Raw genomic sequence first — 25,730 nt, 5'->3', positions numbered from 1 at the left:
CCGTGGGGCAAGATTCTTCTTGAGGGGAGCGCGAAGACGGGCTTAGCTTGATGGCCCTGAGGGAGGATTTTTATGGACGAAGCAGGGGGGCAGGACCCCAGCTTGTCTTTGCTTGAACCGAGCCGCGCGGGCGATGAGACGCTGCGTGGGCTGTCAGCATTGCCGTTCGTGGCAACGGCGTCGGTATCGGTTGCAGAAGAAAACAGTATTCAAAAGCTGTGTGACCTTCTGGGCCCCGGTCCATTCGCAAAAGTCTTTCTCTTTGTGTCGCCAGAGGCAGATCTGGACCGAATCTGCCACACGATCTCGGCCTGTTTTTCGGCCGAACTCGTCGTCGGCTGCACCACCGCTGGCGAAATTTCGGGCGAGGGATATACCGAAGGCGAAATCGTAGCGGTCGGCCTTCCTGCCGAGCATTTCGAGGCCGAATGTGTCTTCGTTCCGGATCTGACGCAAATATCTAGCCTTGATCTCATCGGGGATTTGATCCGCAAACGGGCCTCTATGGCGGCGTCAAGGCCGAATTGGGAAGGCGAGTTTGCCTTTCTTTTGGTAGATGGGCTGTCGACGCGAGAAGATGAACTGACGTCGGCGCTGTCTTCCGGTTTGGGGCCGCTGCCGTTGTTTGGCGGATCGGCGGGTGATGGCATTCGCTTTGGCGAAACGCGCGTGATCTGGCAGGGGCGTGCCGTGGTCAATGCGGCGGTCGTGACCTTGATCCGGACATCTGCCCGCGTTCGAGTTTTTAACCTTGACCATCTTGTGCCGACAAAGCGGAAGATGGTTGTAACCGAAGCGGACCCCAGCCGCAGAATCGTTCGTCAAATAAACGCCGAGCCTGCCGCGCTGGAATATGCGCGGCTGTTGGGGAAAGATCCCGCCCAGTTGACCACCTTTACCTTTGCGGCGCATCCGGTTGTCGTTCAGGTTGGTGGCAGACACCATGTCCGGGCTATCCAAAGAGTGGATCAGAACGGCGATTTGATTTTCTTTTCGGCGATAGATGAAGGGCTGGTTCTGACATTGGCAGAGCCGCAAGACATGGTTACACATCTGGACCGTGAATTGACAAAGCTCGCCGAAGGCGGCGAACCCGCAGCGATTATTGCTTGCGACTGTATTCTTCGACGGATGGAGGCGCTTGAAAAACAGAAATACGGATCGCTTTCAAAGGTCTTGCGCGATCATCGCGTGGTCGGGTTCTCGACATATGGCGAGCAGTGGAACTCCATGCATGTCAATCAAACGATGACCGGGGTAGCCATCTATCCTCCTGCGGACAACGGAAAATGATCGACAGCCTGATCAATCCCGCGGATCCGCCTGATCGCCAGATGGCAAAGTTGATGACCATCGCCGAAGTGTTGATGCGGCGTGTTGAGCAGGCGACCGATGACAGCGGTGCCGCCTATGCCCAATTTCAGCGCGCAGCGATGCTGGAAGATCAGGTTCGGGAAAGAACCCGTGATCTGGAACATGCACTTGATCTGCTGAATGAATCGAATTCCCGTCTGGCTGATGCGAACCGAAGTGCTGAAGCGGCCCGTCAGAACCTGTCCAATGCTATCGAGACCATCCAAGAAGGCTTTGCCCTCTTTGATGCCTCTGACGTCTTGGTTCTGTGCAACTCGCGTTTTGGGATGCACATGGACGACATTCGCGCCGATCTGCGACCGGGCCTGACGTTTGACCAGTATGTCGACAGGGTCAGTCGATCACGGTATTTCTCTTTGCCCGACAATGAACGGGCCGAAGACTGGGCTGTAAGAAGAAAGCGCCGTCATCAGGATCGCCATGTGATTTTCAATGTTCGCATGATCTGGGACCGCTGGGTTCAGGTCAGTGAGCATCGCACGGCCGATGGCGGAACAGTGATTCTTCAAACTGACGTCACTGATATCATCCGATCTGAACGTCACGAACGCGGCAAAATGCTGGATGATCAGGCCCGCGTCATCCGTGCAACGCTCGACCATATCAATCAGGGCGTCTCTATCTTCGATGCAAATGTCCGTCTTGTGGGCTGGAACGAGCGTTTGGGGCAATTGTTGGCGATTCCGCTCGTTCGGTTCCGAGTGGGGGCGTCGTTCGACTACCTGCTGCAGCGCTTCCGGTCGGAAATCAAATTCGAAGACGGGATGACCGACCACATGCTGGAAAACTGGATCCACGGTGGAAAGGGCAGACAGCCGCTCAGTTTTGAGGTTCGCAGGATTGATGATGGCGTGATCCTTGCCGTGTTTGCGCAAGAGATGCCGGACGGTGGTTTTGTGATGAGTTTCACAGACGTCACCGCTGAACGTGAAGCGATCGAGGCGCTTAGCCGCGCCAACGAAACGCTGGAAGCGCGCGTGATGGAGCGGACACTTGAACTGGAAGACGCTCTTGGAAATGCGGAGCGGGCGAATGCCAGCCGCTCGCGTTTTGTTGCCGCAGCAAGCCATGATCTTCTTCAGCCGCTTTCTGCGGCGAAGTTGTTCATCTCTTCGATTGATGACGCTGCAATTGATCCTGCAGCACATGAGGCCCTTAAGAAGGCACAAAATGCCTTGGTATCGGTAGAGGGCATACTCGACGCTTTGCTCGACATTTCGAAACTCGAATCCGGTCGCGCTTCGCTCTCTGTCGGGCAGGTAAGATTGGGTCCGCTTTTGCGCCAGTTGAACGAAGAGTTCAGCGCAATTGCAGCGGCGAAAGGGCTGCGTCTTGTCGTGCGGCCTGCCGATCTGACCGTTGTCTCGGACCCTGCCTATCTGCGCCGAATTCTTCAGAATCTGATTGGAAATGCCATCCGCTATACCGCCAAAGGGCGGGTGTTGGTCGGCGCGCGCCAGCGAGGAGGGATGGTCCGGCTGGAGGTTTGGGATACCGGGCCGGGCATTCCTGAAGAAGAGCAGGATAACATTTTCAAAGAGTTCCACAGACTTAACGCAAGGGCCTCGGCCAGCGAAGGAATGGGATTGGGTCTGGCCATCGTAGAACGCGCCTGCGCCTTGCTTGGCCACCCGCTCGGCCTGACCTCAAGGTTGGGAAAAGGAACTTGCTTTATGTTGAAGGTTCCCCTTTCCACTGGGCTTGAGCCACAAAATCAACGCGCTGCGGTTCGTTTACCTGAACCCCGTATGCAGCTGGAAAACAAGATCGGCTTCCTTGTCGAGAATGACGAAGATTTGCGGCGGGCCATGTGTCTGCTTTTGGAAAAATGGGGGATCTCCGTTCTTGACGCCGAAACTGGCGAGGAAGCGTTGGGGCTAATCGACGAGCTTGGTATCCTCCCTGATTTCTTTTTGGTCGATCACCAACTGGGCGACGGAATGAGCGGTGTTGAATTCATTCAGGTCGTTCGGCAGCGCCATGGGGACGTGCCTTCGCGCTTGGTGACGGCAAATCGAAGTGCAGAGGTTAGGAATCTGGCAAGAGAAGCCGCCATCGAAATGCTGATGAAGCCCATCGACGCCCGTGCTCTGGAGGTTTTTCTAACCGGGCTGGGGTGAGTTCTAGGCATCGGTCTGAGCCGAGGAAATCGTTTCCGTTCACACCTTGTTCCGGGTGTCGCGTGATTAAATGCCCGGATGAGATGTGTGCACTTTGATTATTCCATGGGCTTCGGACAGGCGTAATTTCAAACGGACGGTGTAACCTGAATTTCCGCGCTACTATTGCATCAGACGAGAAGTTGCGGAATAGCAGAAAGCGGTTGTCTCAAGGCAAGGTGACTGCCGAGATGCCTTGGAAACTGGGGCGATCAGAGCGGAATACGGGTAGTGGCGTTGTGTCCAAAGCTGAAAGCAAAATCATAGACCACCTCGTTCGCGACAGCGCAAAGCTGAGCGTGGCCCCTATGATGGACTGGACGGACCGACATTGCCGTTATTTTCATCGCCTGATGACACGTCGCGCGATGCTCTACACCGAAATGGTGACGGCCCCCGCGATTGTCCACGGTCCAAAGCCACGCTTGCTTGACTATTCCGATGCCGAACACCCGATTGCCCTGCAACTTGGGGGATCGGATCCGGCTGAATTGGCGCAGGCCACGCGGATCGCGCGCGACTGGGGATATGACGAAATCAACCTGAATGTCGGGTGTCCGTCTGATCGTGTTCAATCAGGATGCTTTGGCGCGGTCCTGATGGAAAAGCCGGATTTGGTTGCTGATTGTGTTGCCGCGATGATTGGGGAAAGCGATGTTCCGGTGACAGTAAAGTGCCGGATCGGAGTCGATGAGCAAGTGCCAGAGGAGGTTCTACCGGATTTCATCGACCGAGTTCATCGCGCCGGGGTCCGTCATTTTGTCATCCATGCCCGCAAAGCTTGGCTGCAAGGTTTGTCGCCGAAAGAAAACCGGGAAATACCTCCCTTGAATTACCCGTTGGTCGAACAGATGAAGCGGGATTTTCCGGACCTGACGATCTGCATTAACGGGGGGATCACGAGTCTTGCTCAAGCCCGAGAGTTGTTGGCGAGAGGGCTTGATGGGGTCATGGTCGGTCGTGCTGCCTATCACGATCCTGCTTCGGTCCTTATCGGGGCTGACAGTCTTTGGGGCGAGGATTTCTCACCAGATCCCATCGACCTTGTCGAAAACATGAAGCCTTACATTGAACAGCACCTGCAGAGCGGTGGTCGCCTGCATCAAATTACCCGGCATATGCTGGGGCTATTCACCGGCCGTCCCGGCGCGCGCCTTTGGCGGCGTGTCCTTTCCGAAAACGCCAGCCGTTCTGGCGCCGGGTCGGAGGTTCTGGACCTTGCCCTTGATCAGGTGCGTGCTGGCGTCTGACTACGGAGCGGCAACCTGCTAAGCGCCAGTGCCAGCAGGCTGCAAAGTGCAATCGTTGACAGCATTGGCAATACCGTTCCGTCGAAGAACGGCGCACTGATGGCGACGATGACCCCGCCAGCCAGCATTTGCAGCGTGCCGCCTAAAGACGAGGCCAAGCCCGCAATGTCGCCATGGTCATCCAAGGCAAGCACCATGACCGTGGGTATGACGAGGCCAAGAAAGCCATTAGCAAGGAAAAGTCCTGCGATCACGACAAGAAGGCTTGCGCCGCCTGCCAAGGCTACCCCAACCAAAGCAATCGTCATCACTGCAAAGCCCAAGGTTGCCCATTGAACCACGCGCACCGCGCCGAACCGCATACCCAGACCAGCCGCCGCCTGCGAGGCCGCGAAGAAACCGATAGCATTGACGGCAAAGGCTAAAGAAAACTCGGTTGGCGAAAGTCCAAAGGCCGAGGAATAGACAAACGGGCCAGAGGCGATGAAAACGAAAAAGCTGGCCATGGCAAAACCGCCCAGAAAGGTCAGGCCCATAAAGCCCGGATCGGTCAGGAGTTTCTTCGTACCAGCCAAAGTCGACCGGATATCAAATTGCTGGGCATATTCGGGCAAAAGCGTTTCTTGCAAAAGGAAGCGCACCATCAACAGCGAAACGACAGCCGCGACTGCCAGCACGCCAAATATCGCCTGCCATCCAGAAATTGCCAGAACACCCGATCCAGCCAGAGGGGCCAGCATCGGAGAGACCGAAATCACCAGCATGATCGCAGCCATCAACCGCGTCGCATCATGACCTGTTGCCATGTCGCGGATGATCGCACGAGGCACAACCATGACAGCAGCGCCGCCAAGCCCCTGCACGAAACGCCCTGCCCACATCCATTCAACAGATGTGGAAAAGGCACAAAGGATCGTCCCCAATATGAAAATGGCTAGCCCGGCATAGAGTGGAGGCTTTCGACCGGCCTGATCCGCCCACGGGCCATATACCAATTGGGCTACCCCAAAAGCGATGAAATAGGCCGTTATTGTTCCCTGCATTGCTGGGACACCAGCTGCTAGTTCCGCCCCAATTTCCGGCATCGCAGGCAAATACATGTCGATGGCAAAGGGACCAACGCAGGACAGCAGGCCCAGAATAAGGGCAGGGCGCAAGAATGAGGCAGACATTGTGGAACTTTCACAAAAGTATTTTCTAGATCCGGGATATACCTTTTGCCAGCCCAAGGTAAGCCTGCACTGGAAGAATGAACTTGGCCGCGCTAAGTGGGGCAGAGATGTTCCGGAGGTTTCCCATGCCAGACCCAATGCTGCTTATTACAATGGTCCTGATGCTTGCCGTGATCGGAGCCTTTGCGGGTGTTCTGGCGGGGTTGCTTGGCGTTGGGGGAGGGATCGTTCTTGTTCCGGCATTCTTCTATGCTTTTGGGGCACTGGGATTTTCCGGCCCGAACCTTATGCAGGTCTGCCTTGCAACCTCATTGGCCACCATCATCGTAACCTCTGCGCGTTCCGTTTTGTCGCATAACAAGAAGGGCGCAGTGAACTGGGATGTGCTGAAAAGCTGGGGGCCCTACATCGCTGCTGGTGCCGCTGTTGGCGTGGTCACGGCTTCAGCTTTGAAATCCACCACCTTGCAAATGATCTTTGGGGTGCTGGGAATTGTCGTCGGTCTTTACATGGCCTTTGGCAAATCAGAATGGCGGTTGGGTGATGGGATGCCGGTGGGCCTGCGGCGCGCGGTCATGGCACCGATCGTCGGTTTTCTTTCGGTTCTGATGGGTATTGGCGGTGGAAGCTTCGGTGTCCCGCTGATGACGCTTTATAATATGCCAATCCACAAGGCTGTCGCGACGGCAGCCGGTTTTGGGATGACGATTGCCGTCCCGTCGGTCATCGGGTTCCTTATCCTGCCGGTCAAGGCCGCTCCGCCATTCAGTCTTGGAGCGGTGAACTTGCCGGCCTTTTTCCTTGTCATTTCGATGACGCTAATGACCGCGCCTCTGGGTGCAAAACTTGCACATGCGATGGACCCAAAGCCGTTGAAACGGGTCTTTGCGATCTTCATCACCCTCGTCGCGTTGAACATGCTTCGCAAAGCACTTGGTTGGTAATGGACAGGGGCTGGCGACCTATCGGCCCCGATCCGGCGATTGCTGCATGGGCTAAAGCGGCACGTCCTTTGGCCGAAGCGGCCATTTCAAATGCTGATGCCGATTGGCGTTGCGGCGGCACTTGGTGTGTTGGTCTTGACGCTTTGGACAACGATGAAGCGGGCAATGTGGCTGGACTAGCGTTTCCGTGGTCAAGTTTTGGTCTGGTCCAACAACCGCTTCACCGGGCGCAGATTTCCACAGTTCGCCCGGGCTATCCGTTGCCATCGGATGGGGAAAATGAGGCAGGGTTTCGGTTCCGGTTGAATCGTGATGCGGCGCATTTGGATGGGGTGATCGCTGAAGGTCCGGAAAAAAGGCGCTTTATCCGCGAACCGCACGCGTGGATTCTTGGAATCGCCCTGAACGAAACCAGTAGGGATGCCTCGCCATTGACGGTGTGGGAAGGTAGCCACGAGATCATCAGGAAGGCCCTGCTTGACGCTTTGGCAAAGGTTGACCGCGCGGATTGGGGAAATTCAGACCTGACAGAGGCCTACCAGCATGCGCGGAAAAAGGTTTTTGAAACCTGCAAGCGGGTCTGCGTGCCCATTCGCCCCGGAGAGGCCACTCTTTTGCATCGTCTGACGATTCACGGCGTTGCTCCATGGGCCGAGGCCGCGGCCGCGCCCGAAGAAGGACGGATGATCGCCTATTTCCGTCCTCTTATGCCAAGCGTTGAAGATTGGCTTTTGAAACCTTGATCATTCGGCTTAGCCGCTTACGCGTGCCGAACGCCCTCCACGGCGCTTTTGCAGACGTGGCGCGCGGCTTGGCAGTTCGGCCATGATTTCGGCCCGCGCCTCATGTGTCAGTCGCGACCATGCGCTGATCTCGTCTATCGAGCGGTAGCAGCCAACACAGATACGTTCTTCAGGGTGAACCACGCAAAGCTTCACGCAAGGCGATTGGATCTCATCCCGTTTCCAGACATTCTCTGTCAAAGGCCTAACCCCGGTTCATATGCGCCATACGATCTAGCGCGCCTTGCAAGATATAGCTCGCCGCCACCTGATCAATGACTTCTTTCCGACGTTTCCGAGATGTATCCGCCTCAAGCAGTGCCCTTTCTGCCGCAACCGTCGAAAGTCGCTCATCCCAAAAGGTAATCGGAAGGGGGGTCAGCTTTTCAAGATTGCGGGCAAAAGCGCGCGTGGATTGCACCCTTGGACCTTCGCTTCCATCCATGTTCAGAGGAAGACCAAGCACGATACCTGCAACCTCCCGTGATTGCAGCAGGGCCAGCAGTTTGGCTGCATCCAAGGTGAACTTCTCGCGCCGGATGACTTCGATTGGAGTCGCAACGCCTCGGCGCAGGTCGGAAATGGCAACGCCAATCGTTTTGTCACCCAAATCCAGACCGGCAATCGCCTTATAGGGCGGCAATTGTGCCACAAAGGCTTCAAGATCACCCAGGATCATTCGGCAACTCCCGCTCGCACCGCAGCGTCACGGATTCCTTGCGTTTCAACCGTCTGACCCTCAAATCGTGTCAGGGCTTCGGCGTAGATCTCTTTTGCCTCGTCCATCCTGCCAAGAACGGCGAGGGATGAGATCAGCCTTGCCCATTCCTCGGCGCTGCCACCTTCGTTGGCAAGACGCTCACCAAGCTGCGCCACCATGCCTTCAATCATCGCCTTGCGGTCATCCTCTGACATGTCGCCCGCTGCGGCTACATCGCCCGCAGTTGGACCTTTCAGACCTTGGCCCGGCTCGGGTGGGAGCTGATAGTTAACACCGGCCCGCCCGGCGATGTCGGGCATCTGCAGGCGAAGTGGCGGAACCCAAGGCGCATCGGCTGGGCTTTCCTCGAGCAAAGGCCGCCAGACGGCAAATGTTTGATCAAAACGCCCCACTTGGGCGAACATGACCCCAGTATAGTAACGGGCCATGCCATTCGTCGGCTCCCGCTCCAATGCTTTGACCAGCTCGGCCTCAGCTTCTGGCGACACATATCCACCTGCTGAAAGGATCATCAGTTCAGCTAATATCGCGTGATCGCCGCCTTCGGTCTGGCCTGCCTTCACCTTGACGATTTGCGCCTGTGCCGACTGTGCCGCCTTGTAATTTCCCAAAGCCGCTTCATTCCTTGCCAATAGCTCCAGCCCGCGCAGATCATCGGGCCGTTCGGCCATCGTCGCCCGCAGTTTTTCCATCAGATCAAGGAAGGATGGCTCTACATCGGTGCGCGGCTCTTCGGCTGGTGCCTTCGCCTCTGCTTCGGCCTGCGAAAAGCGGTTAGCGCGCATTTCTTCGGCCATAGCAAGCCGATCTGCCAGTGGCAAATCCGGATACCCAGGCGCACCCAGGCGCCAATAAAGGGCGACAGACCCGCCGATCACCAAAAGGATGAACAAAGCAACAACCAAACCGTCCCGGCTGGAAACAGCCATGGAAGCAGTTTTTTCCGATGCACGGTCGGCGTCTAGCAAACGTCGTGAAACTTCCGTCCGCAGGCGTTGGCCTTCTTCTGCCGGCAGTGTTCCACGGGCGATATCGCGCTCAATTTCTGCCAGTTGGTCGCGATAAACAGCAATGTCGAAATCGGCCGCCGTCTTTTCTTCGCCTTTCGCGAAATAGATGGCCCGGATCAATGTCGCGGCAACACCCGCGATCAAACCCGTAACTGCCAGCAAGAAGCCCCAATCTTCCATTTGCGATGCGCCTTTTTCGTCTTTTCTTGCCCCGATGTAGCCTTTCGGACCTTGATCTGAAAGTCGCAATTGGACGCAGGCCGAAAGCGGCCAGACAAAAAGAGGTGAAGTTCGCCGTTGGCACCCGCTATGGCGAAGAAAAAGGGGCGACCCCTCGGCTTTTCGGGAACTCCTCTTGCCGATGTCGCAATTTTCCCTGTAGTGCCGCAATGGGGGATGGCGAAAACCACCCTTCGGTCCAGATAGGGACATGTCTTCCAAGGTCAGCGTCAAGGAATGCGCCCGATGAAACGCTATTCGGTATTCGCCATCGCGAAAGAAGCGCTCAGCTATCACATGGGCTGGGAAAGAGCGTGGAGAGCGCCCGAACCCAAGAAAGAATATGATGCCATTATTGTGGGGGCAGGGGGCCATGGTCTGGCAACCGCATATTACCTTGGAAAGAACCACGGTATCCGCAATGTCGCCATCATCGAAAAGGGATGGCTGGGCGGCGGTAACACGGGGCGGAACACAACGATCATCCGCTCAAATTACCTGCAAGACCCTTCGGCCGCGATCTATGAAAAGGCGCGCAGCCTGTACGAGACGCTGTCGCAGGATCTGAACTACAACGTCATGTTCTCGCCACGCGGCGTGATGATGCTGGCACAGACGCATCACGAGGTGCGCGGCTACCTGCGCACGGCGCATGCCAACAGCCTTCAGGGCGTGGAGACCCAGTTCATCACCCCACAGCAGGTGAAGGAACTTTGCCCGATCATGAACATCGAAGGGCCGCGTTACCCGGTTCTTGGTGCGCTTTGGCAACCGCGCGGCGGTACGGGGCGACATGACGCTGTGGCTTGGGGTTATGCGCGCGGGTGCTCGGAAATGGGCATGGACATCATCCAGAACTGCGAAGTCAAAGGGGTGCGGTCCGAAAATGGTAAGGTGACGGGTGTCGAAACCACCAAGGGTTTTATCGGCACCAAAAAGCTTGGAATCGTCGTGGCCGGTCATTCGGGTCAGCTGGCCGAAATGGCAGGCTTCCGTCTGCCGGTAGAATCGCTTTGCCTACAGGCTCTGGTGTCCGAGCCGATCAAACCCTGCATGGATGTGGTCGTCATGGCCAACACCGTGCACGGCTACATGTCGCAATCCGACAAAGGCGAAATGGTCATCGGTGGCGGCACCGATGGGTTCAACAACTACACACAGCGCGGGTCGTTCCAGCACATTGAGGAAACCCTGCGTGCCCTGATCGAAACTTTCCCAATGCTGTCGCGGTTGAAGATGCTGCGCCAATGGGGCGGTATCGTGGATATGACGGGCGACCGTTCTCCCATCATCTCGAAGACCCCGCTGGGTAACTGCTTTATCAACTGCGGTTGGGGGACGGGCGGCTTTAAGGCCATCCCGGGTTCTGGTTGGGCCATGGCCGATCTGATGGCAAAGGGTGAGCCGGGGCCATTGGCGGCAGAATTCGATATGTGGCGCTTCCGTGAAGGTCGCTTCATTGATGAAAGCGTTGCGGCCGGGGTGGCCCACTGATGGAACTTGGGAACCAAATGATTGGGACGGGCGTTTGCAGGGTGTTCATATCCTGTAAGGAGCCAGTTACATGTCCGATTATACAAACCGTCCGTCGACCGATTACACCAACCGTCAGACCTATGTCCGCGAAACCGAGAAATCTTCGGGCGGCAGCATGGCGTTCATTGTTGGCGGTCTCGTCGTCGCCGTCGGCATCATTGCCTATGCCATGTACGATGGTGAAGTCGCCGGAACCCAAGTTATTCCGGTCGAGAACAATTCGACCACTGTCACTATCGAACCGTCTGCCCCTGCCGAGCCAGCCGCTCCGGCAACCGAGCAGCCTGCGGACCCGGCTGCTGCCGCTCCGTTCCCGGCTGACCCTGTGCCGCAAGTCGAATCTGGTGCTGCCGCAGGCAACTGACGGCGACACGTCTTCTGCAATCTTTCAAGGCGGGTGCCATACGGCGCCCGCCTTTCTGCTGTCCAAAGGTGCCCCATGCTGATCCTTGAATGCCCCTATTGCGGCGTGAAGGCCGAGGAAACGGAACTGGCGCCCGGTGGCGAAGCGCATCTGAAGCGGTTCGGTCCGGGTTCATCCGATGATGAATTCGAAGCCTACATGTTTGCACGAAAGAACCCAAAAGGCGTTCACTTTGAACGCTGGCGGCATAGCTACGGCTGCGGCAAGTGGTTCTTGGCCGCACGCTGCACCGCAACGCTTGAGGTCTTCGGAACATATCCGGCGCAAACCAGCGAACCTCCTGCTGAACTCGTTGAAAAAATCAAGGCCAAGCGCCCCGATTGGAAGGGCTACAAATGAGCTCCCGTCTGAAATCCGGGGGGCGTCTGATCCAGCGCTCCCAATCTTGCGACTTCACCTTCAACGGCAAGCGCCTGCGGGGATATGAGGGCGACACGCTTGCTTCGGCCCTCTTGGCCAATGACCAGATGCTGGTAGGGCGTTCGTTCAAGTACCACCGTCCGCGTGGTATCGTCGGCAGTGGCGCCGAGGAACCAAACGCCCTCGTCAATCTTGGTAGCGGCGCCCGTCTGGAACCGAACCAGCGGACAACGACAACCGAGCTTTTTGACGGTTTGGAATCCAGCAGCCAGAACCATTGGCCAAGTCTGGAATTCGACGTTGGCGTGGTCAATAACTACGCTGCGCGCTTTCTGCCTGCTGGGTTCTACTATAAGACCTTCATTCACCCGCGTGCCGCGTGGAAGCACTTCTTTGAACCGATCATCCGCCAGTCTGCAGGCCTTGGCAAAGCGCCAAAGGAGCGTGATGCGGACCGCTATGAACAGGCCTATGGCTTTTGCGATCTCTTGATCGTCGGTGGTGGTGTGGCGGGTCTGCAAGCCGCTTTGACGGCTGGCCGTGCCGGTGCTCGCGTATGGCTGGTCGAACAGACCGCCCATTGGGGCGGCCGTGCACCGGTGGATGGCGATGTGATCGACGGGCAGTCAGCTGGTGAGTGGGTTGATGCGGCAATCACCGAACTAGCAGGCATGGAGAACGTGACGCTCAAGACGCGTGCGATGGCGGCGGGGCTTTACGATCACGGCTATGTGTTGGTTGATGAGAAAGTTGCCGACCACACGCCGGGAGACGGACGTCCAAAGCACCGCCTGTGGCGTTTGCGCGTGGGCAAAGTTGTCGCTGCAACTGGTGCGATTGAACGTCCGCTGTCGTTTGCGGGGAACGATATTCCTGGGGTCATGCTTGCGGGCGCGGTGCGCGATTACGTCGTGAACTGGGCTGTTTCTCCGGGTGACCGGACCGTTGTTGTGACCAACAACGACGACGCCTACCGCACCGCACTTGCCTTGCATGCAGCGGGGCTTGAGGTCGCTGCAGTTATTGATGCCCGTGCAAAGGCTGATGGAGAATTACCGCAAAAGGCGCGCGCCCTTGGCATTCGGGTCGAGGCCGGTAAGGCGATTGCCAAAGTCAAAGGCGGCAAGCGCGTTGAAGGCGTAGAGATCTGCAACTTTGCAGGTGAAGGCTCTGCCACTACATTGATCGAATGTAACGCCGTTGCAATGTCGGGTGGCTGGTCCCCAGTCGTTCATCTGTGGAGCCATTGCGGCGGCAAGCTGCTTTGGGATGAGGCGCAGGCGATGTTCCGTCCTGATGCAACACGTCCTCCGTTGACGCATGATGGCAGCCCGCTTGTCTATCCGGCAGGGGCTGCGAATGGGGCGCTGCGCGCTGCGGTTTCCGACGCCTCGGCACAGATCAAGATTGCGCTTGAAGCCATTGGTCTTAAGCCAAAAAAGGCGAAGGATGTCGCACATGTCGTGGCCGAAGAGGCCCCGATGGAGCCGGTTTGGATGATGCCGCAAGGCGCGCCGATCTCGCTGCGTTCAAAGATGTGGCTGGATTATCAGAACGACGTGAAAGTGTCCGACGTTCAGTTGGCCGCACGCGAAGGATATGAGTCTGTCGAACATACCAAGCGTTACACGACGTTAGGGATGGCCACTGATCAGGGTAAGCTGTCGAACATCAATGGCCTTGCCATTCTGGCAGACAGCCTTGGTGCCGCGATCCCTTCGGTGGGCACCACGACTTTCCGTCCGCCTTATACGCCGGTGACCATTGGTGCCTTGGCTGGTGAAGCGCGCGGTGAGATTTTCCAGCCGCTTCGCAAGACCCCGATGCATTCATGGCATGAAAAGAACGGCGCCTATTTCGAACCGGTTGGCTACTGGCGCCGCCCCTATTGCTTCCCGCGGGCAGGCGAGACGCATGAACAGGCCGTTCATCGCGAGGTAAAGAACACGCGTGAGAACGTGGGACTTTTGGATGCCTCGACCCTTGGCAAGATCATTGTCAAAGGCCCGGATGCCGGCAAGTTCCTTGACATGCTTTACACAGGCGTCATGTCGACTTTGCCCATTGGCAAGTGCCGCTACGGTTTGATGTGCAATGAACAGGGCTTCCTGTCGGACGACGGCGTTGTCGCGCGCATCGACGAAGATACCTGGCTTTGCCACACAACCTCGGGCGGGGCAGATCGCATTCACGCTTGGATGGAAGACTGGCTGCAATGCGAATGGTGGGACTGGAAGGTTTTCACCGCCAATGTGACCGAGCAATACGCCCAAGTTGCAGTTGTCGGCCCCAAAGCTCGTAAACTGCTGGAAAAACTGGGCGGAATGGACGTCTCGAAAGAGACACTTCCGTTCATGCAATTGGCCGATGGCACCTTGGGTGGCTTCCCGGTGCGGGTCTATCGCATCTCGTTCTCGGGTGAGCTTTCCTATGAAATTGCCGTTCCGGCCAGCCTTGGCGCTGCCTTCTGGGACGCTTGCGTGAAAGCCGGTGAAGAGTTCGGCGCCATGCCATATGGCACCGAAGGCCTGCACGTCATGCGGGCGGAAAAAGGCTTTATCATGATCGGTGACGAAACCGATGGTACCGTGATCCCGCAGGATCTGGGCCTTGGTTGGGCGATTTCGAAGAAGAAGGCCGATTACCTTGGCAAGCGTGGTCAGGAACGTAGCTTCCTTTCCAACCCTGATCGCTGGCAGTTGGTTGGCTTTGAAACCGTTGATGGTCGGGTCATCCCGGATGGCGCCTATATCGTGACCGGCGGCAGCAATGCCAATGGCCAGCGCAATGTGCAGGGTCGCGTGACCTCGACCTATTTCTCGCCCACCCTTGGGCGCGGCATTGCGATGGGTCTTCTGCATCGTGGCCCTGACCGGTTGGGCGAGGCCGTGGACTTCACCGATGGCAAAGGCGGTACCATCAAGGCCAAGGTTGTCAGCCCCGTGTTCTATGACCCGGAAGGGGAGAAGCAGAATGTCTAATCCAGTATCCCCTTTGAACGGCGCAAGCTTTGACGGCTTTGCCAAGGTCCGCGAAATTGGCCCCTTGGGCATGATTACGCTGCGGGCCAAGGCTGGCACCAATGGCTTGGACAAGGCGATCAAGGCCGCCACTGGTTGCACCGTTCCATCACAACGCCAGATCGTCACTGCCGGCGATAAGGCTGCTGGATGGATGAGCCCGGACGAGTTCCTTTTGGTCCTGCCTTATGAAGAGGCCGCGACCGCGATGGACGCCATTGCTGAGGCATTGAAAGGTGAACACCACCTTGCTGCCAATGTGTCAGATGCGCGGGCCGTTTTCCGGGTAGAGGGGGCGAAGGCGGATCAGGTCTTGCAAAAGCTGTCGCCGGTTGATTTCGACACGCTTCCCATCGGAGAGCTTCGTCGAACCCGAACGGCTCAGGTGGCTGCCGCCTTCTGGAAAGACGAGACCGGGTTTACGGTGGTCTGTTTCCGGTCTGTTGCAGGATATGTAATGGGACTTTTGCGCCACAGTTCGCAACCTGGCAGTGAAATTGGGTGAAAAGGCCTTTGTGCCCTAGACGACGGTAGGATTTATAAATGGGGGCATGGCAATCGTGCCCCCATTTTACGTTCAAGGGTAACCCCATTGAATAAATATACTTTTAGCGGCCTGATGGCCGCAGCAGCAGTTTGCATTTCGACTTCAATGGTGAGCGCTGAAACAATCTATGATTGCTCCTTTAATGATCCGGGGAATTCTTCATGGATACCCGCGCAAGTCGTTTTCGTCACAACCCCTGATACTTCAGAGATTTTGGTCGCCGACCCGATCATTCAGTACTTCACCAAAAAGAAAACGATCGTCGGGGCCATTAAATCCGACAGTGCCGCGAAACTCACGGTCGGCTGGACGGTCAAGGCGCGGGACAACGCTGGTCAGCTGGCGACACTGGTCTATCGGGTAAGTTACTTCAAGGCGAAGAAGAACGCATTTATCACGATGCAGGCCCAAGGCTACACGAACCAAACGCGCGGCGACGGCAGCTGCAAGATCAAAGAACGCTAAAGACCGACCATCCGGCGGATATCATCAGGTGTGGCGCCTTCGGCCCTGTATCTAGACAGGGCCCGGGCGTCATCCCGCTTTGCCAGACGTTTGCCGTTTTCATCGCGGATCAGCTTGTGGTGATGAAATAGCGGGACCGGCAAGTTCAACAACCGAAACAGCGCCACATGAATGGCCGTAGCGTCGAAAAGGTCTTCGCCGCGTGTTACTTCGGTGATCTCTTGCGCCGCATCATCAACGACAACGGACAAATGGTAACTGGTGCCAATATCCTTGCGAGCCAGAACAATATCACCGACTTGGGTGATCAAATGCTCTGCTGATATGATATGGGCGCCTGCGCGTGTGCCTGTTTCGATAAATCGCACATCGCCCAATCGCTCCATCGCTTTGGCCATATGCAGTCGGACTGCGCCTGTCTTATGGCCAAGCGCCCGACAGGTTCCCGGATAGATCGGACCATCAGGCCCGATGACAGGCGCACCTTCCTGGGGTGCGGAAAGGGCCGCACGAATGTCGCCGCGGGTGCAGGTGCAATGATAGGTCAGCCCCAGAGAGTCCAGCCGGATCAATGCCTGCTCATAGGCGTCTTGGCGTTCGGACTGACGCATGACGGGCCGTTCCCAACGTAGGCCAAGCCAGGACAGATCATCAAAGATTGCCGCTTCCCATTCCGGCTTGTACCGCGCCGTGTCGATGTCCTCGATTCGAAGAAGAAACCGATCACCTCGGCTGGCCGCGATCAGGGCGGAGTAGGCATGGCCCAGATGTAACGGGCCAGTGGGAGAGGGGGCAAAACGCGTTACGCCAGCCACGCTGTAAACGCCTCTTTGGCGCGGTCAGTATAGGCCTTGTAGCGGTCCTTGCGGCCCCGGCGCCCGCCTTTGGCATCAATCGGGGGGAAAAGGCCGAAATTCACGTTCATCGGCTGGAAGGTCTTGGCCTCTGCGCCGCCCGTAATGTGTGTGATCAACGCACCCATTGCCGTTTCTGGCGGTGGCGGGGACAGGGTGCGCCCAAGAATTTCGGCTGCGGCCATTCGACCCGCCAAAAGACCCATCGCCGCGCTTTCAACATAGCCTTCTACGCCGGTGACCTGACCCGCAAACCGAATGTTCGGGCGCGACTTCAGCCGCATCTGGTCATCCAGCAGGGTCGGCGAGTTGATGAATGTATTGCGATGGATGCCACCGAGACGGGCAAAGCTTGCGCCCTCCAGTCCGGGGATCATCTTGAACACCTCGGTTTGCGCCCCGTACTTCATCTTGGTCTGGAAGCCGACGATATTATACAGTGTTCCCAGCTTGTTATCGCGGCGCAATTGCACCACGGCATAGGCCTTTTCTTCGGGCTTATGCGCATTGGTTAGCCCTACAGGCTTCATCGGTCCGTGGCGCAGGGTTTCGCGGCCACGCTCTGCCATCACCTCGATCGGCAGACAGCCGTCGAAGTAGCCCGCCGTTTCGCCTTCGTGAAAGTTGGTTTTATCGGCAGCCAATAGCGCGTCGATAAAGGCCTCATACTGCGCCTTATTCATCGGGCAGTTGATATAGGCTGTGCGCTCTTCTTCGGTTTCGCCTTTGTCGTATCGGCTTTGCAGCCAGGCCACATTCATGTCGATGCTTTCTGCATAGACGATTGGCGCGATGGCGTCGAAGAAAGCGAGATGCTCGGCTCCCGTTACAGTGCGAATGCTTTCAGCCAAGTTACCACTGGTCAATGGGCCAGTGGCGACGATCCAGTGGCCTTCTGTCGGCAGTTCGGGCACTTCGTCATAGACCACTGAAATCCGGGGATGCGCCTTGATCTTGGCCGTGACGCTTTCGGCGAAAGGGTCGCGGTCCACGGCCAATGCTCCGCCTGCGGGAAGGCGATGCGCCGCCGCTTGCTCCATAATCAGACCGTTTGCAGCGCGCATCTCCCAATGCAGCAAGCCAACGGCATTCCTCTCATCGTCATCTGACCGGAAAGAATTGGAGCACACCATTTCCGCAAGATTGCCGGTGCGATGCGCGAAAGTGCCAACTTTGGGCCGCATCTCATGGATGACCACGTCAACGCCCATATTGGCCGCCTGCCAAGCGGCCTCGGATCCGGCCATTCCGCCGCCGATGATATGTAAAACCTCTGCCATGTGGGCGATCTATACAGCTTCCGCCATTTTTGGAAGAGGGTGAAAATTCTGAACCAAAACAAAAAGTGGGCCGTAAACGATGCTCTCGCTTACGGCCCGAGGCGGAGTTCTTAAAGGGGGTTACGCCAGCCCGCGCGGTACAGGCTGAAATGGCCGCCGCCGAACAGGATCAGCGGGAGAGCGAGTAGCGCTACGATCTGCAACGGCACTAGAAATTCAAGCCGCGTGGAAAAGCCGTTCTGCGTTTCAAGCCAGAACAAAGTGGCGTAGCAGGACAATCCGAACAGCGCGACGACCCGAGTCCTGACCCCAAAGATAAGCCAGATTGCGGCAACCGCCATCAAGGCATGCAGAACGATAGGGGATGTACTTTCACCAATTCCGCCACTTCCGGAACTGGCGAAGGCCGGTGAATAGACGGATTGAAGGAATGCCGCATAGCCGACGACGGCACCGAAAGCCAGTCGAAGCGTCAATTGCGCTATTCCAATAGCCTGTGTCCCCATTTTATTGCCCGCTCGATGGATGCCGATTTTTCGGCTATTATGTCTTTAGGTTGTATAAAGAGGATAGTTTAGGCAACCTTCAATTGTGCAATGGTGCCTTTGCAAAAATGCAGCAATGGTCAGGGTGTCTTACCTTCTGCATGGCGAAAGGCACGAATGATCCAGTCCACACATTGACGAAGGGCCGGATCGCTTTGACGAGCCTCGTGGTAAAGCAACCAGAATTCCGCTGAAAAACCATAAGTGTCTGGCACGCGTTCCAACAAATCCTTTCCCCGCGTCATGACGTCGGGAAGCGGAGCGGGCAGGCCGTTCGCTTCGACGGCAATCAGCAAATGTTCGATTTGATCCACCCGTATTTTTGGAGGGCAGCCAAATTTCTGAAAGCCCAATTGCATTGGACCATAGTTATCATGAGGCGGCGTTAGCCCGGCCCACACTTTACCAAGACGCTGCGCTCTCTGTTTATACAGGCTGAATTCGACGGTTCCCGCACGCCGCGTAACGATGCGTCCGGCCTCAGGTCGTCCGAACCTGATGACAATGTCGCAATCACCGAGCCCGTCCTCAAAGATGCGATGCGTGAAGGTAAATTGGATGTTCGGCGGCGGCGACAGCTCAGTGCGAAGGGACGGAAGAAGCACTGCCGATGCAATCATTGGGGGGCAGCCGATCACCACTTGAGTGATTTGCTCAGTACCACCTTGAACAATGCTGTTTCGCATACTGGTCAGGCGTTCCGAGAACTCCACCAGCATTTGGGCCAGATCTTCGAATTCGGGCGCCAAAGACCAGCCTTCGGACTTTTTGACGAAAACAGGACGCCCAAAAAGTTCATTCAGCTTTTCAATGCGCCGCGAAACCGTGGCAACATCTATCCCAAGGCTTCGTGCTGCAGCGGCCATGGTCTTGCCCTGAACCAGCGCCAACATGAAGCGATAGTTGTCCCATGAGTTCATTTAGGAAAGCGCTCTCCCGTGTGTCAGGAAGGGAATTGGTCTACATCTTCACCATTACCACAAGCGTTCTGGAACGATCGCCGAAGCATTGAACGAACGGCCCTCCGTTCATTCGCTACCGAGTCTAGGGAACGCGCCACAGGACGGCCCAGTTCCCTTGCTTTCTGAAAAAAACCGTCGGCCGGAAGGCCAGGAGTCATTTTTGCATCCAGAAGGACTGCGCGAAAGGGGCTGCCGGTTCTGGCGTCCTCTTCCATCAGGACTTCGAGTGCGTCAGTCAGTGTAGAAACGCGCCAGCCCAGGTCTTTGGCAAGCGCGCCATAGGTGATTATCGTTTCCTGCGCGGCCAGTTGAGCCAGCCGCACAAGCAGGTCATTCTTCACTTTGTTCGGCAACCCGCGCCACGGAAACGACCGCTTCATCCGCGGCGACGTTAAAGACCCGTACACCACCGGCTGAACGGGACCGGAAGCTGATCTGATCAACCGGCACACGGATTGATTGTCCGGAATCGGTCGCCAACATGATCTGATCGCTGATCTCGACCGGGAAGGAGGCAATGATCCTGCCGCCACGCGGCCCTGGCGAGATTGCTTTGACGCCCATGCCACCACGGCCCCGAACCGGATAGTCGTGGCTTGAGGAGAGTTTGCCTGATCCGCCCTTTGTAATGGTCAGGATCAGATCCTCGGCCGCAGACATTTCGGCATAGCGTTCCGTCGAAAGCTGTCCGGCGGCGACGTTCTCTTCATCATCGTCGGCGCCCTCTTCCTCTGTCACGCCGGCCATCAGACGGCGTTGCTTCAGATAAGCGGCGCGCTCCTCTGGGCTGGCCTCGAAGTGGCGGATGATGGACATAGAGACAACCTTGTCACCATCGCCCAAGCGGATGCCGCGAACACCCGTCGATCCGCGCGACTTGAAGACGCGAATTTCCTGGGTCGAGAAGCGGATTGCGCGGCCACCTTCGGTGACAAGCATGATATCGTCGTTCTCATCCGCAATCGCCGCATTCACAAGGCTGACGCCTTCGGGCAGTTTCATCGCGATCTTGCCGTTGCGCATCACATTGGTGAAGTCAGACAGGTCGTTCTGGCGCACATCGCCATCGCTGGTTGCGAAGACAATCTGCAGGTTGCCCCAATCTTCTTCAGGCACATCGACCGGCATCAATGCGGCGATCGTGATTCCCGTCTGGATCGGCAAGATGTTGACGATCGCCTTGCCCTTGGCGGTTCGGCCCGCAAGCGGCAGGCGCCAGGTCTTCATCTTGTAGACCATGCCATCGGTGGTGAAGAACAACAGCCAGGTATGCGTGTTGGCCACAAAGAGCGTGGTCACCACATCGTCTTCTTTGGTCTGCATCGAAGCCAGACCCTTGCCGCCCCGGTTTTGCTGGCGGAATTCGGCAAGTGGGGTGCGCTTGATATAGCCGCCCGAGGTGATGGTGACGACCATATCCTCACGCTCGATCAGGTCTTCGTCTTCCATGTCGCCAGACCAGTCGACAATCTCGGTTCGGCGCGGCACGGCAAAGGCCGTTTTCACTTCGCGCAATTCATCCGAGATGATCGCCATGATGCGGTCACGCGAACCAAGGATTTCAAGGTAATCCTTGATCTTGGCGGCCAGTTCTTCCAGCTCGTCGGTGACTTCCTTGACGCCAAGCTGGGTCAGGCGTTGCAGTCGCAGATCCAGAATAGCACGGGCCTGCGTTTCCGACAGGTTATAGGTGCCGTCCTCATTCATCTTGTGAGTCGGATCGTCGATCAACTGAATATAGGCCGCAATATCCGCTGCGGGCCAACGGCGGGTCATCAGCTTTTCGCGGGCCTCACCAGCATCGGCTGATGAGCGGATCGTGCGAACGACCTCGTCCACGTTGGAAACCGCAACGGCCAGACCGCAAAGGATATGGCTGCGTTCACGGGCTTTGCGCAGTTCAAAGGCTGTGCGGCGGGCAACCACTTCTTCACGGAAGGTGATGAAGTGGCTCAGGAAATCCCGCAGCGTCAGTTGTTCAGGCCGGCCCCCGTTTAGGGCCAGCATGTTGCAGCCAAAGCTGGTTTGCATCGGTGTAAAGCGGAACAACTGGTTCAAGACCACTTCGGGCGTTGCATCGCGCTTTAGTTCAATCACGACACGCACACCGATGCGGTCAGATTCGTCGGCAACGCCAGCAATTCCTTCAATCCGCTTTTCACGGACCAGATCAGCGATCTTTTCGATCATCGCGGCCTTGTTCACCTGATAGGGAACTTCATCGACGATGATAGCGAAGCGATCCTTGCGAATTTCTTCAATATGCGTCTTGGCGCGAATGATGACGCTTCCGCGACCTTCCAGATAGGCCTTGCGCGCGCCAGAACGGCCCAAAATGGTCGCGCCTGTCGGGAAATCGGGGGCCGGGATGATGTCCATCAGGGCCTCGGTCGACAGGTCGGGGTTGTCGATCAGGGCCAAGGTGCCGTCGATCACTTCGCCCAAATTGTGCGGAGGAATATTGGTGGCCATACCCACCGCAATCCCACCCGCGCCATTGACCAGCATGTTCGGGAAGCGCGCCGGAAGGACGGTGGGTTCTTTGTCCTTGCCGTCATAGTTGTCTTGGAAATCAACGGTTTCCTTGTCGATGTCGGCAAGGAGATAGGCGGCAGGCTTGTCCATCCGAACTTCGGTATAGCGCATGGCCGCCGCGGCATCGCCGTCCATCGAGCCGAAGTTCCCTTGGCCGTCCAAGAGCTTGAGAGACATGGAAAATGGCTGCGCCATCCGCACCAGCGCGTCATAGATCGCGCTGTCGCCATGAGGGTGGTATTTCCCCATCGTATCGCCAACCGGACGGGCGGATTTGCGGTAGGATTTGTCGTGAGTGTTGCCGGTTTCATGCATGGCAAAGAGAATGCGCCGATGCACGGGTTTCAAACCGTCACGCAAATCCGGAATCGCGCGGCTGACGATCACCGACATTGCATAGTCGAGATAGGCCGTTTTCATCTCGGCGGCGATGTCGATCTGAGGCCCGTGGTAAGCTGGGCGCTCTGGCTTTTCACCTGAGATTTCAGTGTCTTCTGGCGTATCGCTCATGTGAACGGGGCCTTTCGTCGGGCTTATCTAGATTTTGTTGGCCAGACCTTACACCATGCAAGGTATGGGGTGCAATGGCAGGGAACGGGAAGCTTTGGCAGCCATCGGATCGGAGTGCCAACATACTGTAATCATTGATTTTTAATCTGGCTTTGGCATGATTTGAGAAGGGGGAGGTTCAGCGTAGGTCAGGAGGTGCTAAACATGCGCGGAACTGAGACGGAACTGATGTTGAAAGGCTATGGCCTGACAACCGCAGAATTTTACTACCGGATGCCGGATTATCGTAATGTTCTCAATAGCTTCATCTGGCAGGACTACGATCTTGCGCCAGATTACCCAGAGCTTTTCCGATTCATCGAATATTGGCAGGACAATATCGAAGGGCCGCTGCATTCGGTGCGCTTCACGCATAGAAAACTGATCGCCCCGGCGGAATGGCGTAATGTCGTTGGCGAGTTCAAATTGCACTGAAACGACATGTCACCCTGCGTACACCCCCTGTACACCCCCCGTGCAGACAGACGGCAGATGGACAGGGGAAGGCGGGGCAAGAAATGCACACGCCGGCAGCAAAAGCGGCCGGCGGTGTGAAAAGCCATAAGAACTGAGAAGGGCGGCGTTGCCGATCAGTTGGGCTTGCAGAACATATCATAGACCAAGGCGATGGTCTGGCTGACTTTCGGGTCTTGGATCGAATAGAAGATGGTCTTGCCCTCGCGACGGCAGGATACCAGACCTTCCAGCCGCAAGCGTGCCAATTGCTGGCTGACTGCCGCCTGACGGCTTTCAAGCAAATGCTCAAGCTCGGTCACCGATTTTTCGCCTGATGACAGGTGGCACAAGATCATCAAGCGGCCTTCATGGCTGAGCGCCTTGAGAAAGGCCGCGGCCGCCTGTGCCTGAACAAGCATCTGGTCAGGAGCCAAGGTTCCGCAATTGGTTTCTTCCAACTGGGCGGAGGGAGACTGCGACGGCTGTGAAGTCTGATCGAGGGACATGATCTACACTTGTTTCAATGACCGACCGTATAGCAGAAGCCGGTGGAAACCGCCAGTTCCTGCCCATTTACGCCGACATAGGCGCAAATGGGCGCAATTGCAAATCGTGAATGTCTTTTCAGCGACCACGAATGCGTGGGTCAAGAGCGTCGCGCAGACCGTCGCCGATGTAGTTGACCGACAAGACAGTCAGCGAGATCGCCACACCCGGCCAGATCACCCGTTGAGGATATTGCTGGATGTATTCCGCGCCATCGAACAGAAGGCGGCCCCATGTTGGGAAATCTGGCGGGAAGCCAAGCCCAAGGAAGGAAAGCGCGGATTCGGTGATGATGGCCGAGGCGATGCCCAAGGTGGCTGCAACCATGATTGGCGAGACCACGTTTGGCAGAATGTGGCGCAGGATCATCCGGCGCGATGGCGTACCGATGGAGCGGGCAGCCAGCACGAATTCCCGTTCTTTCAGCGCCAGAACTTCGCCCCTAACGACGCGAGCGGCCTGCATCCAGCTGGTCACGCCAATGGCGGTCACGATCAGCAGGAAGGTTCCGCCCTCTGGCCCGAAGGCCGCGGACAAGGGATCGCGGAACAGAAGAACCATGACGAGAAGCAATGGCAAAAGGGGCAGGGCCAAGAACAAGTCGGTCATCCGCATCAGCGGGCCGTCCAGTTTCTTGAAGTAGCCCGCCATGACGCCGACAAGCGTTCCAAGGAAGATCGAGATCGTCATGGCCACAAGGCCAACGGCGATCGAGACCTGACCGCCTTTCATCATGCGGGCCAGCATGTCGCGGCCAAGCTGATCGGTGCCAAGGGGGCTGGCAAAGCTTGGCGGCTTGTTGCGGCCCTTTATCATCTCGGCAGCGTTCGGGTTGATATAGGTCGGATCCTTTGTCCAGATGAGCGGCCCGATGAAGACGAAAGCAATCAGCAGGCTGAACACAACAAGGCCGATCACCGCGCCTTTATGCGTCTTGAACTGGGACCAGACATCCGCCCACTGGCTGCGCGGTTTTTCCATGCTGATATCAGTCATAGCGGATCCTTGGGTCGAGAATGCCGTAAAGAATATCGGCGACCAGATTGAAGAGCACGATCAGCACGGCAAAGATGAAGGTCAGGGTCTGAACCATGGGCAAATCAGAGCCGTGGATGGCGTTGATCAGAAGCGCGCCAAGCCCGTTCACGCGGAACACCTGTTCGGTGATGATGGCCCCGCCAAAGATGGTGGGAATGCCAAGCGCGATGACGGTGACAACCGGGATCATCGAGTTCCGCAAGACGTGTTTCAGGACAACGATCCGCTCTGTCATGCCCTTTGCGCGGGCTGTGCGGACGTAGTCCTGACCAAGGTTTTCCAGCATGGAGGACCGCATGTAGCGGCTGATCTGGGCAGCGTTGTACAGCGCCAGCACCATCACCGGCATGACCATCTGCTGGACTTGTTTGACGAAGCTAGACCAGTCGGTAACGCGAAGGCTGGTGTCATAGATCGACGGGAACCACTGCAGGTTCACCGCAAAGACGAGAATCAGGACAAGGCCGGTAAAGAAGGTGGGGACCGAGAAGCCGACCATGGCGATAAAGGTGCCCAATTGGTCGAACCACGAATACTGGCGGTAGGCCGAGTAGATCCCGATCGGCAGGGCGATCAGAACGCCGAGGACATAGGAAGAACCGACAACGGTCAGGGTCTGCGGCATACGCTCGGCGATGATGTCGAAGACGGGGCTGCGCGACTGCCACGAGAGGATGCGCTGCATGCCTTCGGAATAGGTGGTGCCAAAGGTTCCGTCGAACCAGACCAAGGGTTCGATCACGAAAAACTGTTTCAGCCAAAGAGCATAGCGGACATGAACCGGGTCGTTCGCACCCATGGATTCAAGAATTTTCATCCGCACATCCGGCGGAACCGTCAGAGGGATCTGGCTGGCGGGCGAACCCGGCGCAAAATCTACCAGCAGGAAGATCACCAGACTGATGAACAGAAGCGTCGGGATGGCCAGAAGCAGCCGACGGATCGTGTAGGTGAGCATGGGGCGATGCCTTTGGTCAGCAGT

The 25,730-nt window shown here is 57.0% G+C and carries 25 protein-coding genes; 12 read left to right on the top strand and 13 right to left on the bottom strand.

From position 1 onward, the window contains the following. The first annotated feature begins 72 nt into the window (after nt 1-72). The 3 genes from ACSBLW_RS04770 to dusA all read left to right on the top strand — a co-directional run bounded on the left by ACSBLW_RS04770 (nt 73) and on the right by dusA (nt 4,783). Complete coding sequence (locus ACSBLW_RS04770) at nt 73-1,293, top strand: FIST N-terminal domain-containing protein (protein WP_435259088.1); 1,221 nt, start codon at nt 73-75, stop codon at nt 1,291-1,293. After that, a complete protein-coding gene (locus tag ACSBLW_RS04765) occupies nt 1,290-3,494 on the top strand; it encodes a PAS-domain containing protein (protein ID WP_435259087.1) in 2,205 nt (734 codons plus the stop codon). Before ACSBLW_RS04770 ends, ACSBLW_RS04765 begins: the two co-directional genes overlap by 4 nt. A gap of 347 nt (nt 3,495-3,841) precedes the next feature. Then, nucleotides 3,842-4,783, top strand: a complete 942-nt coding sequence (gene dusA / locus ACSBLW_RS04760) for a tRNA dihydrouridine(20/20a) synthase DusA (protein WP_435260043.1) — start codon at nt 3,842-3,844, stop codon at nt 4,781-4,783. On the opposite strand, the gene ACSBLW_RS04755 is transcribed toward dusA, so the two are convergent. After that, nucleotides 4,762-5,955: a multidrug effflux MFS transporter gene (locus ACSBLW_RS04755; protein WP_435259086.1), complete on the bottom strand. Its 1,194-nt coding sequence runs from the start codon at nt 5,953-5,955 to the stop codon at nt 4,762-4,764. The two genes, dusA and ACSBLW_RS04755, sit on opposite strands and share 22 nt — an antisense overlap. Nucleotides 5,956-6,080: 125 nt before the next feature. Between ACSBLW_RS04755 and ACSBLW_RS04750 the strand changes: the two genes are divergently transcribed. Continuing rightward, nucleotides 6,081-6,899, top strand: a complete 819-nt coding sequence (locus ACSBLW_RS04750) for a sulfite exporter TauE/SafE family protein (protein WP_435259085.1) — start codon at nt 6,081-6,083, stop codon at nt 6,897-6,899. Next, nucleotides 6,899-7,642: a hypothetical protein gene (locus tag ACSBLW_RS04745; RefSeq protein WP_435259084.1), complete on the top strand. Its 744-nt coding sequence runs from the start codon at nt 6,899-6,901 to the stop codon at nt 7,640-7,642. Before ACSBLW_RS04750 ends, ACSBLW_RS04745 begins: the two co-directional genes overlap by 1 nt. A 9-nt stretch (nt 7,643-7,651) precedes the next feature. On the opposite strand, the gene ACSBLW_RS04740 is transcribed toward ACSBLW_RS04745, so the two are convergent. Genes ACSBLW_RS04740 through ccmI form a run of 3 tightly spaced genes read right to left on the bottom strand, consistent with a single transcriptional unit; the run spans nt 7,652 to nt 9,592 of the window. Next, the gene (locus tag ACSBLW_RS04740; protein WP_435259083.1) at nt 7,652-7,882 is read right to left on the bottom strand and encodes a DUF1289 domain-containing protein; all 231 of its coding nucleotides are present in this window, start codon (nt 7,880-7,882) and stop codon (nt 7,652-7,654) included. 4 nt (nt 7,883-7,886) lie between these two features. Then, nucleotides 7,887-8,360, bottom strand: a complete 474-nt coding sequence (ruvX, locus tag ACSBLW_RS04735) for a Holliday junction resolvase RuvX (protein WP_435259082.1) — start codon at nt 8,358-8,360, stop codon at nt 7,887-7,889. Beyond that, the gene (gene ccmI / locus ACSBLW_RS04730; RefSeq protein WP_435259081.1) at nt 8,357-9,592 is read right to left on the bottom strand and encodes a c-type cytochrome biogenesis protein CcmI; all 1,236 of its coding nucleotides are present in this window, start codon (nt 9,590-9,592) and stop codon (nt 8,357-8,359) included. Before ccmI ends, ruvX begins: the two co-directional genes overlap by 4 nt. A 285-nt stretch (nt 9,593-9,877) precedes the next feature. Here ccmI and ACSBLW_RS04725 point away from each other — a divergent pair, with 285 nt between their 5' ends. The 6 genes from ACSBLW_RS04725 (at nt 9,878) to ACSBLW_RS04700 (ending at nt 15,983) form a co-directional block, all read left to right on the top strand. Next, nucleotides 9,878-11,125 (top strand): sarcosine oxidase subunit beta family protein, encoded by a 1,248-nt coding sequence (locus tag ACSBLW_RS04725; protein WP_435259080.1) that lies wholly within the window; start codon nt 9,878-9,880, stop codon nt 11,123-11,125. 70 nt (nt 11,126-11,195) lie between these two features. Further along, nucleotides 11,196-11,531 (top strand): hypothetical protein, encoded by a 336-nt coding sequence (locus tag ACSBLW_RS04720; protein WP_435259079.1) that lies wholly within the window; start codon nt 11,196-11,198, stop codon nt 11,529-11,531. A gap of 75 nt (nt 11,532-11,606) precedes the next feature. Continuing rightward, nucleotides 11,607-11,930: a sarcosine oxidase subunit delta gene (locus ACSBLW_RS04715; protein WP_435259078.1), complete on the top strand. Its 324-nt coding sequence runs from the start codon at nt 11,607-11,609 to the stop codon at nt 11,928-11,930. After that, on the top strand, nt 11,927-14,932 hold the full coding sequence (locus ACSBLW_RS04710) for a sarcosine oxidase subunit alpha family protein (RefSeq protein ID WP_435259077.1): 3,006 nt from the start codon (nt 11,927-11,929) through the stop codon (nt 14,930-14,932). Before ACSBLW_RS04715 ends, ACSBLW_RS04710 begins: the two co-directional genes overlap by 4 nt. Continuing rightward, the gene (locus tag ACSBLW_RS04705; RefSeq protein ID WP_435259076.1) at nt 14,925-15,476 is read left to right on the top strand and encodes a sarcosine oxidase subunit gamma; all 552 of its coding nucleotides are present in this window, start codon (nt 14,925-14,927) and stop codon (nt 15,474-15,476) included. Before ACSBLW_RS04710 ends, ACSBLW_RS04705 begins: the two co-directional genes overlap by 8 nt. Nucleotides 15,477-15,590: 114 nt before the next feature. Next, nucleotides 15,591-15,983, top strand: a complete 393-nt coding sequence (locus ACSBLW_RS04700; protein WP_435259075.1) for a hypothetical protein — start codon at nt 15,591-15,593, stop codon at nt 15,981-15,983. Here the strand turns inward: ACSBLW_RS04700 and gluQRS are convergent. The 6 genes from gluQRS to gyrA all read right to left on the bottom strand — a co-directional run bounded on the left by gluQRS (nt 15,980) and on the right by gyrA (nt 22,669). Continuing rightward, a complete protein-coding gene (gluQRS, locus tag ACSBLW_RS04695; RefSeq protein ID WP_435259074.1) occupies nt 15,980-16,798 on the bottom strand; it encodes a tRNA glutamyl-Q(34) synthetase GluQRS in 819 nt (272 codons plus the stop codon). The genes ACSBLW_RS04700 and gluQRS overlap by 4 nt on opposite strands. Next, entirely contained in the window at nt 16,786-18,117 is a 1,332-nt protein-coding gene (gene trmFO / locus ACSBLW_RS04690) for a methylenetetrahydrofolate--tRNA-(uracil(54)-C(5))-methyltransferase (FADH(2)-oxidizing) TrmFO (protein ID WP_435259073.1), read from the bottom strand. Before trmFO ends, gluQRS begins: the two co-directional genes overlap by 13 nt. 110 nt (nt 18,118-18,227) lie before the next feature. Then, a complete protein-coding gene (locus ACSBLW_RS04685) occupies nt 18,228-18,623 on the bottom strand; it encodes a hypothetical protein (protein ID WP_435259072.1) in 396 nt (131 codons plus the stop codon). 119 nt (nt 18,624-18,742) lie between these two features. Further along, nucleotides 18,743-19,582, bottom strand: a complete 840-nt coding sequence (locus ACSBLW_RS04680) for a LysR family transcriptional regulator (RefSeq protein WP_435259071.1) — start codon at nt 19,580-19,582, stop codon at nt 18,743-18,745. A gap of 23 nt (nt 19,583-19,605) precedes the next feature. Next, nucleotides 19,606-19,965 (bottom strand): hypothetical protein, encoded by a 360-nt coding sequence (locus ACSBLW_RS04675; RefSeq protein WP_435259070.1) that lies wholly within the window; start codon nt 19,963-19,965, stop codon nt 19,606-19,608. Next, entirely contained in the window at nt 19,955-22,669 is a 2,715-nt protein-coding gene (gene gyrA / locus ACSBLW_RS04670; protein WP_435259069.1) for a DNA gyrase subunit A, read from the bottom strand. The genes ACSBLW_RS04675 and gyrA overlap by 11 nt, the downstream gene beginning before the upstream one ends. 204 nt (nt 22,670-22,873) lie before the next feature. On the opposite strand from gyrA, the gene ACSBLW_RS04665 reads away from it, so the two are divergent. Further along, nucleotides 22,874-23,143 (top strand): usg protein, encoded by a 270-nt coding sequence (locus tag ACSBLW_RS04665; RefSeq protein WP_435259068.1) that lies wholly within the window; start codon nt 22,874-22,876, stop codon nt 23,141-23,143. A gap of 155 nt (nt 23,144-23,298) precedes the next feature. Here the strand turns inward: ACSBLW_RS04665 and ACSBLW_RS04660 are convergent, their stop codons facing one another. From ACSBLW_RS04660 to ACSBLW_RS04650, 3 genes are all read right to left on the bottom strand, one after another. Next, a complete protein-coding gene (locus tag ACSBLW_RS04660) occupies nt 23,299-23,583 on the bottom strand; it encodes an ArsR/SmtB family transcription factor (RefSeq protein ID WP_435260042.1) in 285 nt (94 codons plus the stop codon). Nucleotides 23,584-23,788: 205 nt separating this feature from the next. After that, the gene (locus ACSBLW_RS04655) at nt 23,789-24,706 is read right to left on the bottom strand and encodes an ABC transporter permease (protein WP_435259067.1); all 918 of its coding nucleotides are present in this window, start codon (nt 24,704-24,706) and stop codon (nt 23,789-23,791) included. Further along, on the bottom strand, nt 24,699-25,706 hold the full coding sequence (locus tag ACSBLW_RS04650; RefSeq protein WP_435259066.1) for an ABC transporter permease: 1,008 nt from the start codon (nt 25,704-25,706) through the stop codon (nt 24,699-24,701). Before ACSBLW_RS04650 ends, ACSBLW_RS04655 begins: the two co-directional genes overlap by 8 nt. Between the last annotated feature and the right edge of the window lie 24 nt (nt 25,707-25,730).

It is taken from the genome of Thioclava sp. FR2 (assembly GCF_051200875.1).
In the GTDB taxonomy this organism is placed as follows: Bacteria; Pseudomonadota; Alphaproteobacteria; order Rhodobacterales; family Rhodobacteraceae; genus Pseudotabrizicola.
Note: the sequence above shows the minus strand (reverse complement) of the source record. Positions and strands in the feature narration are given on the sequence as shown.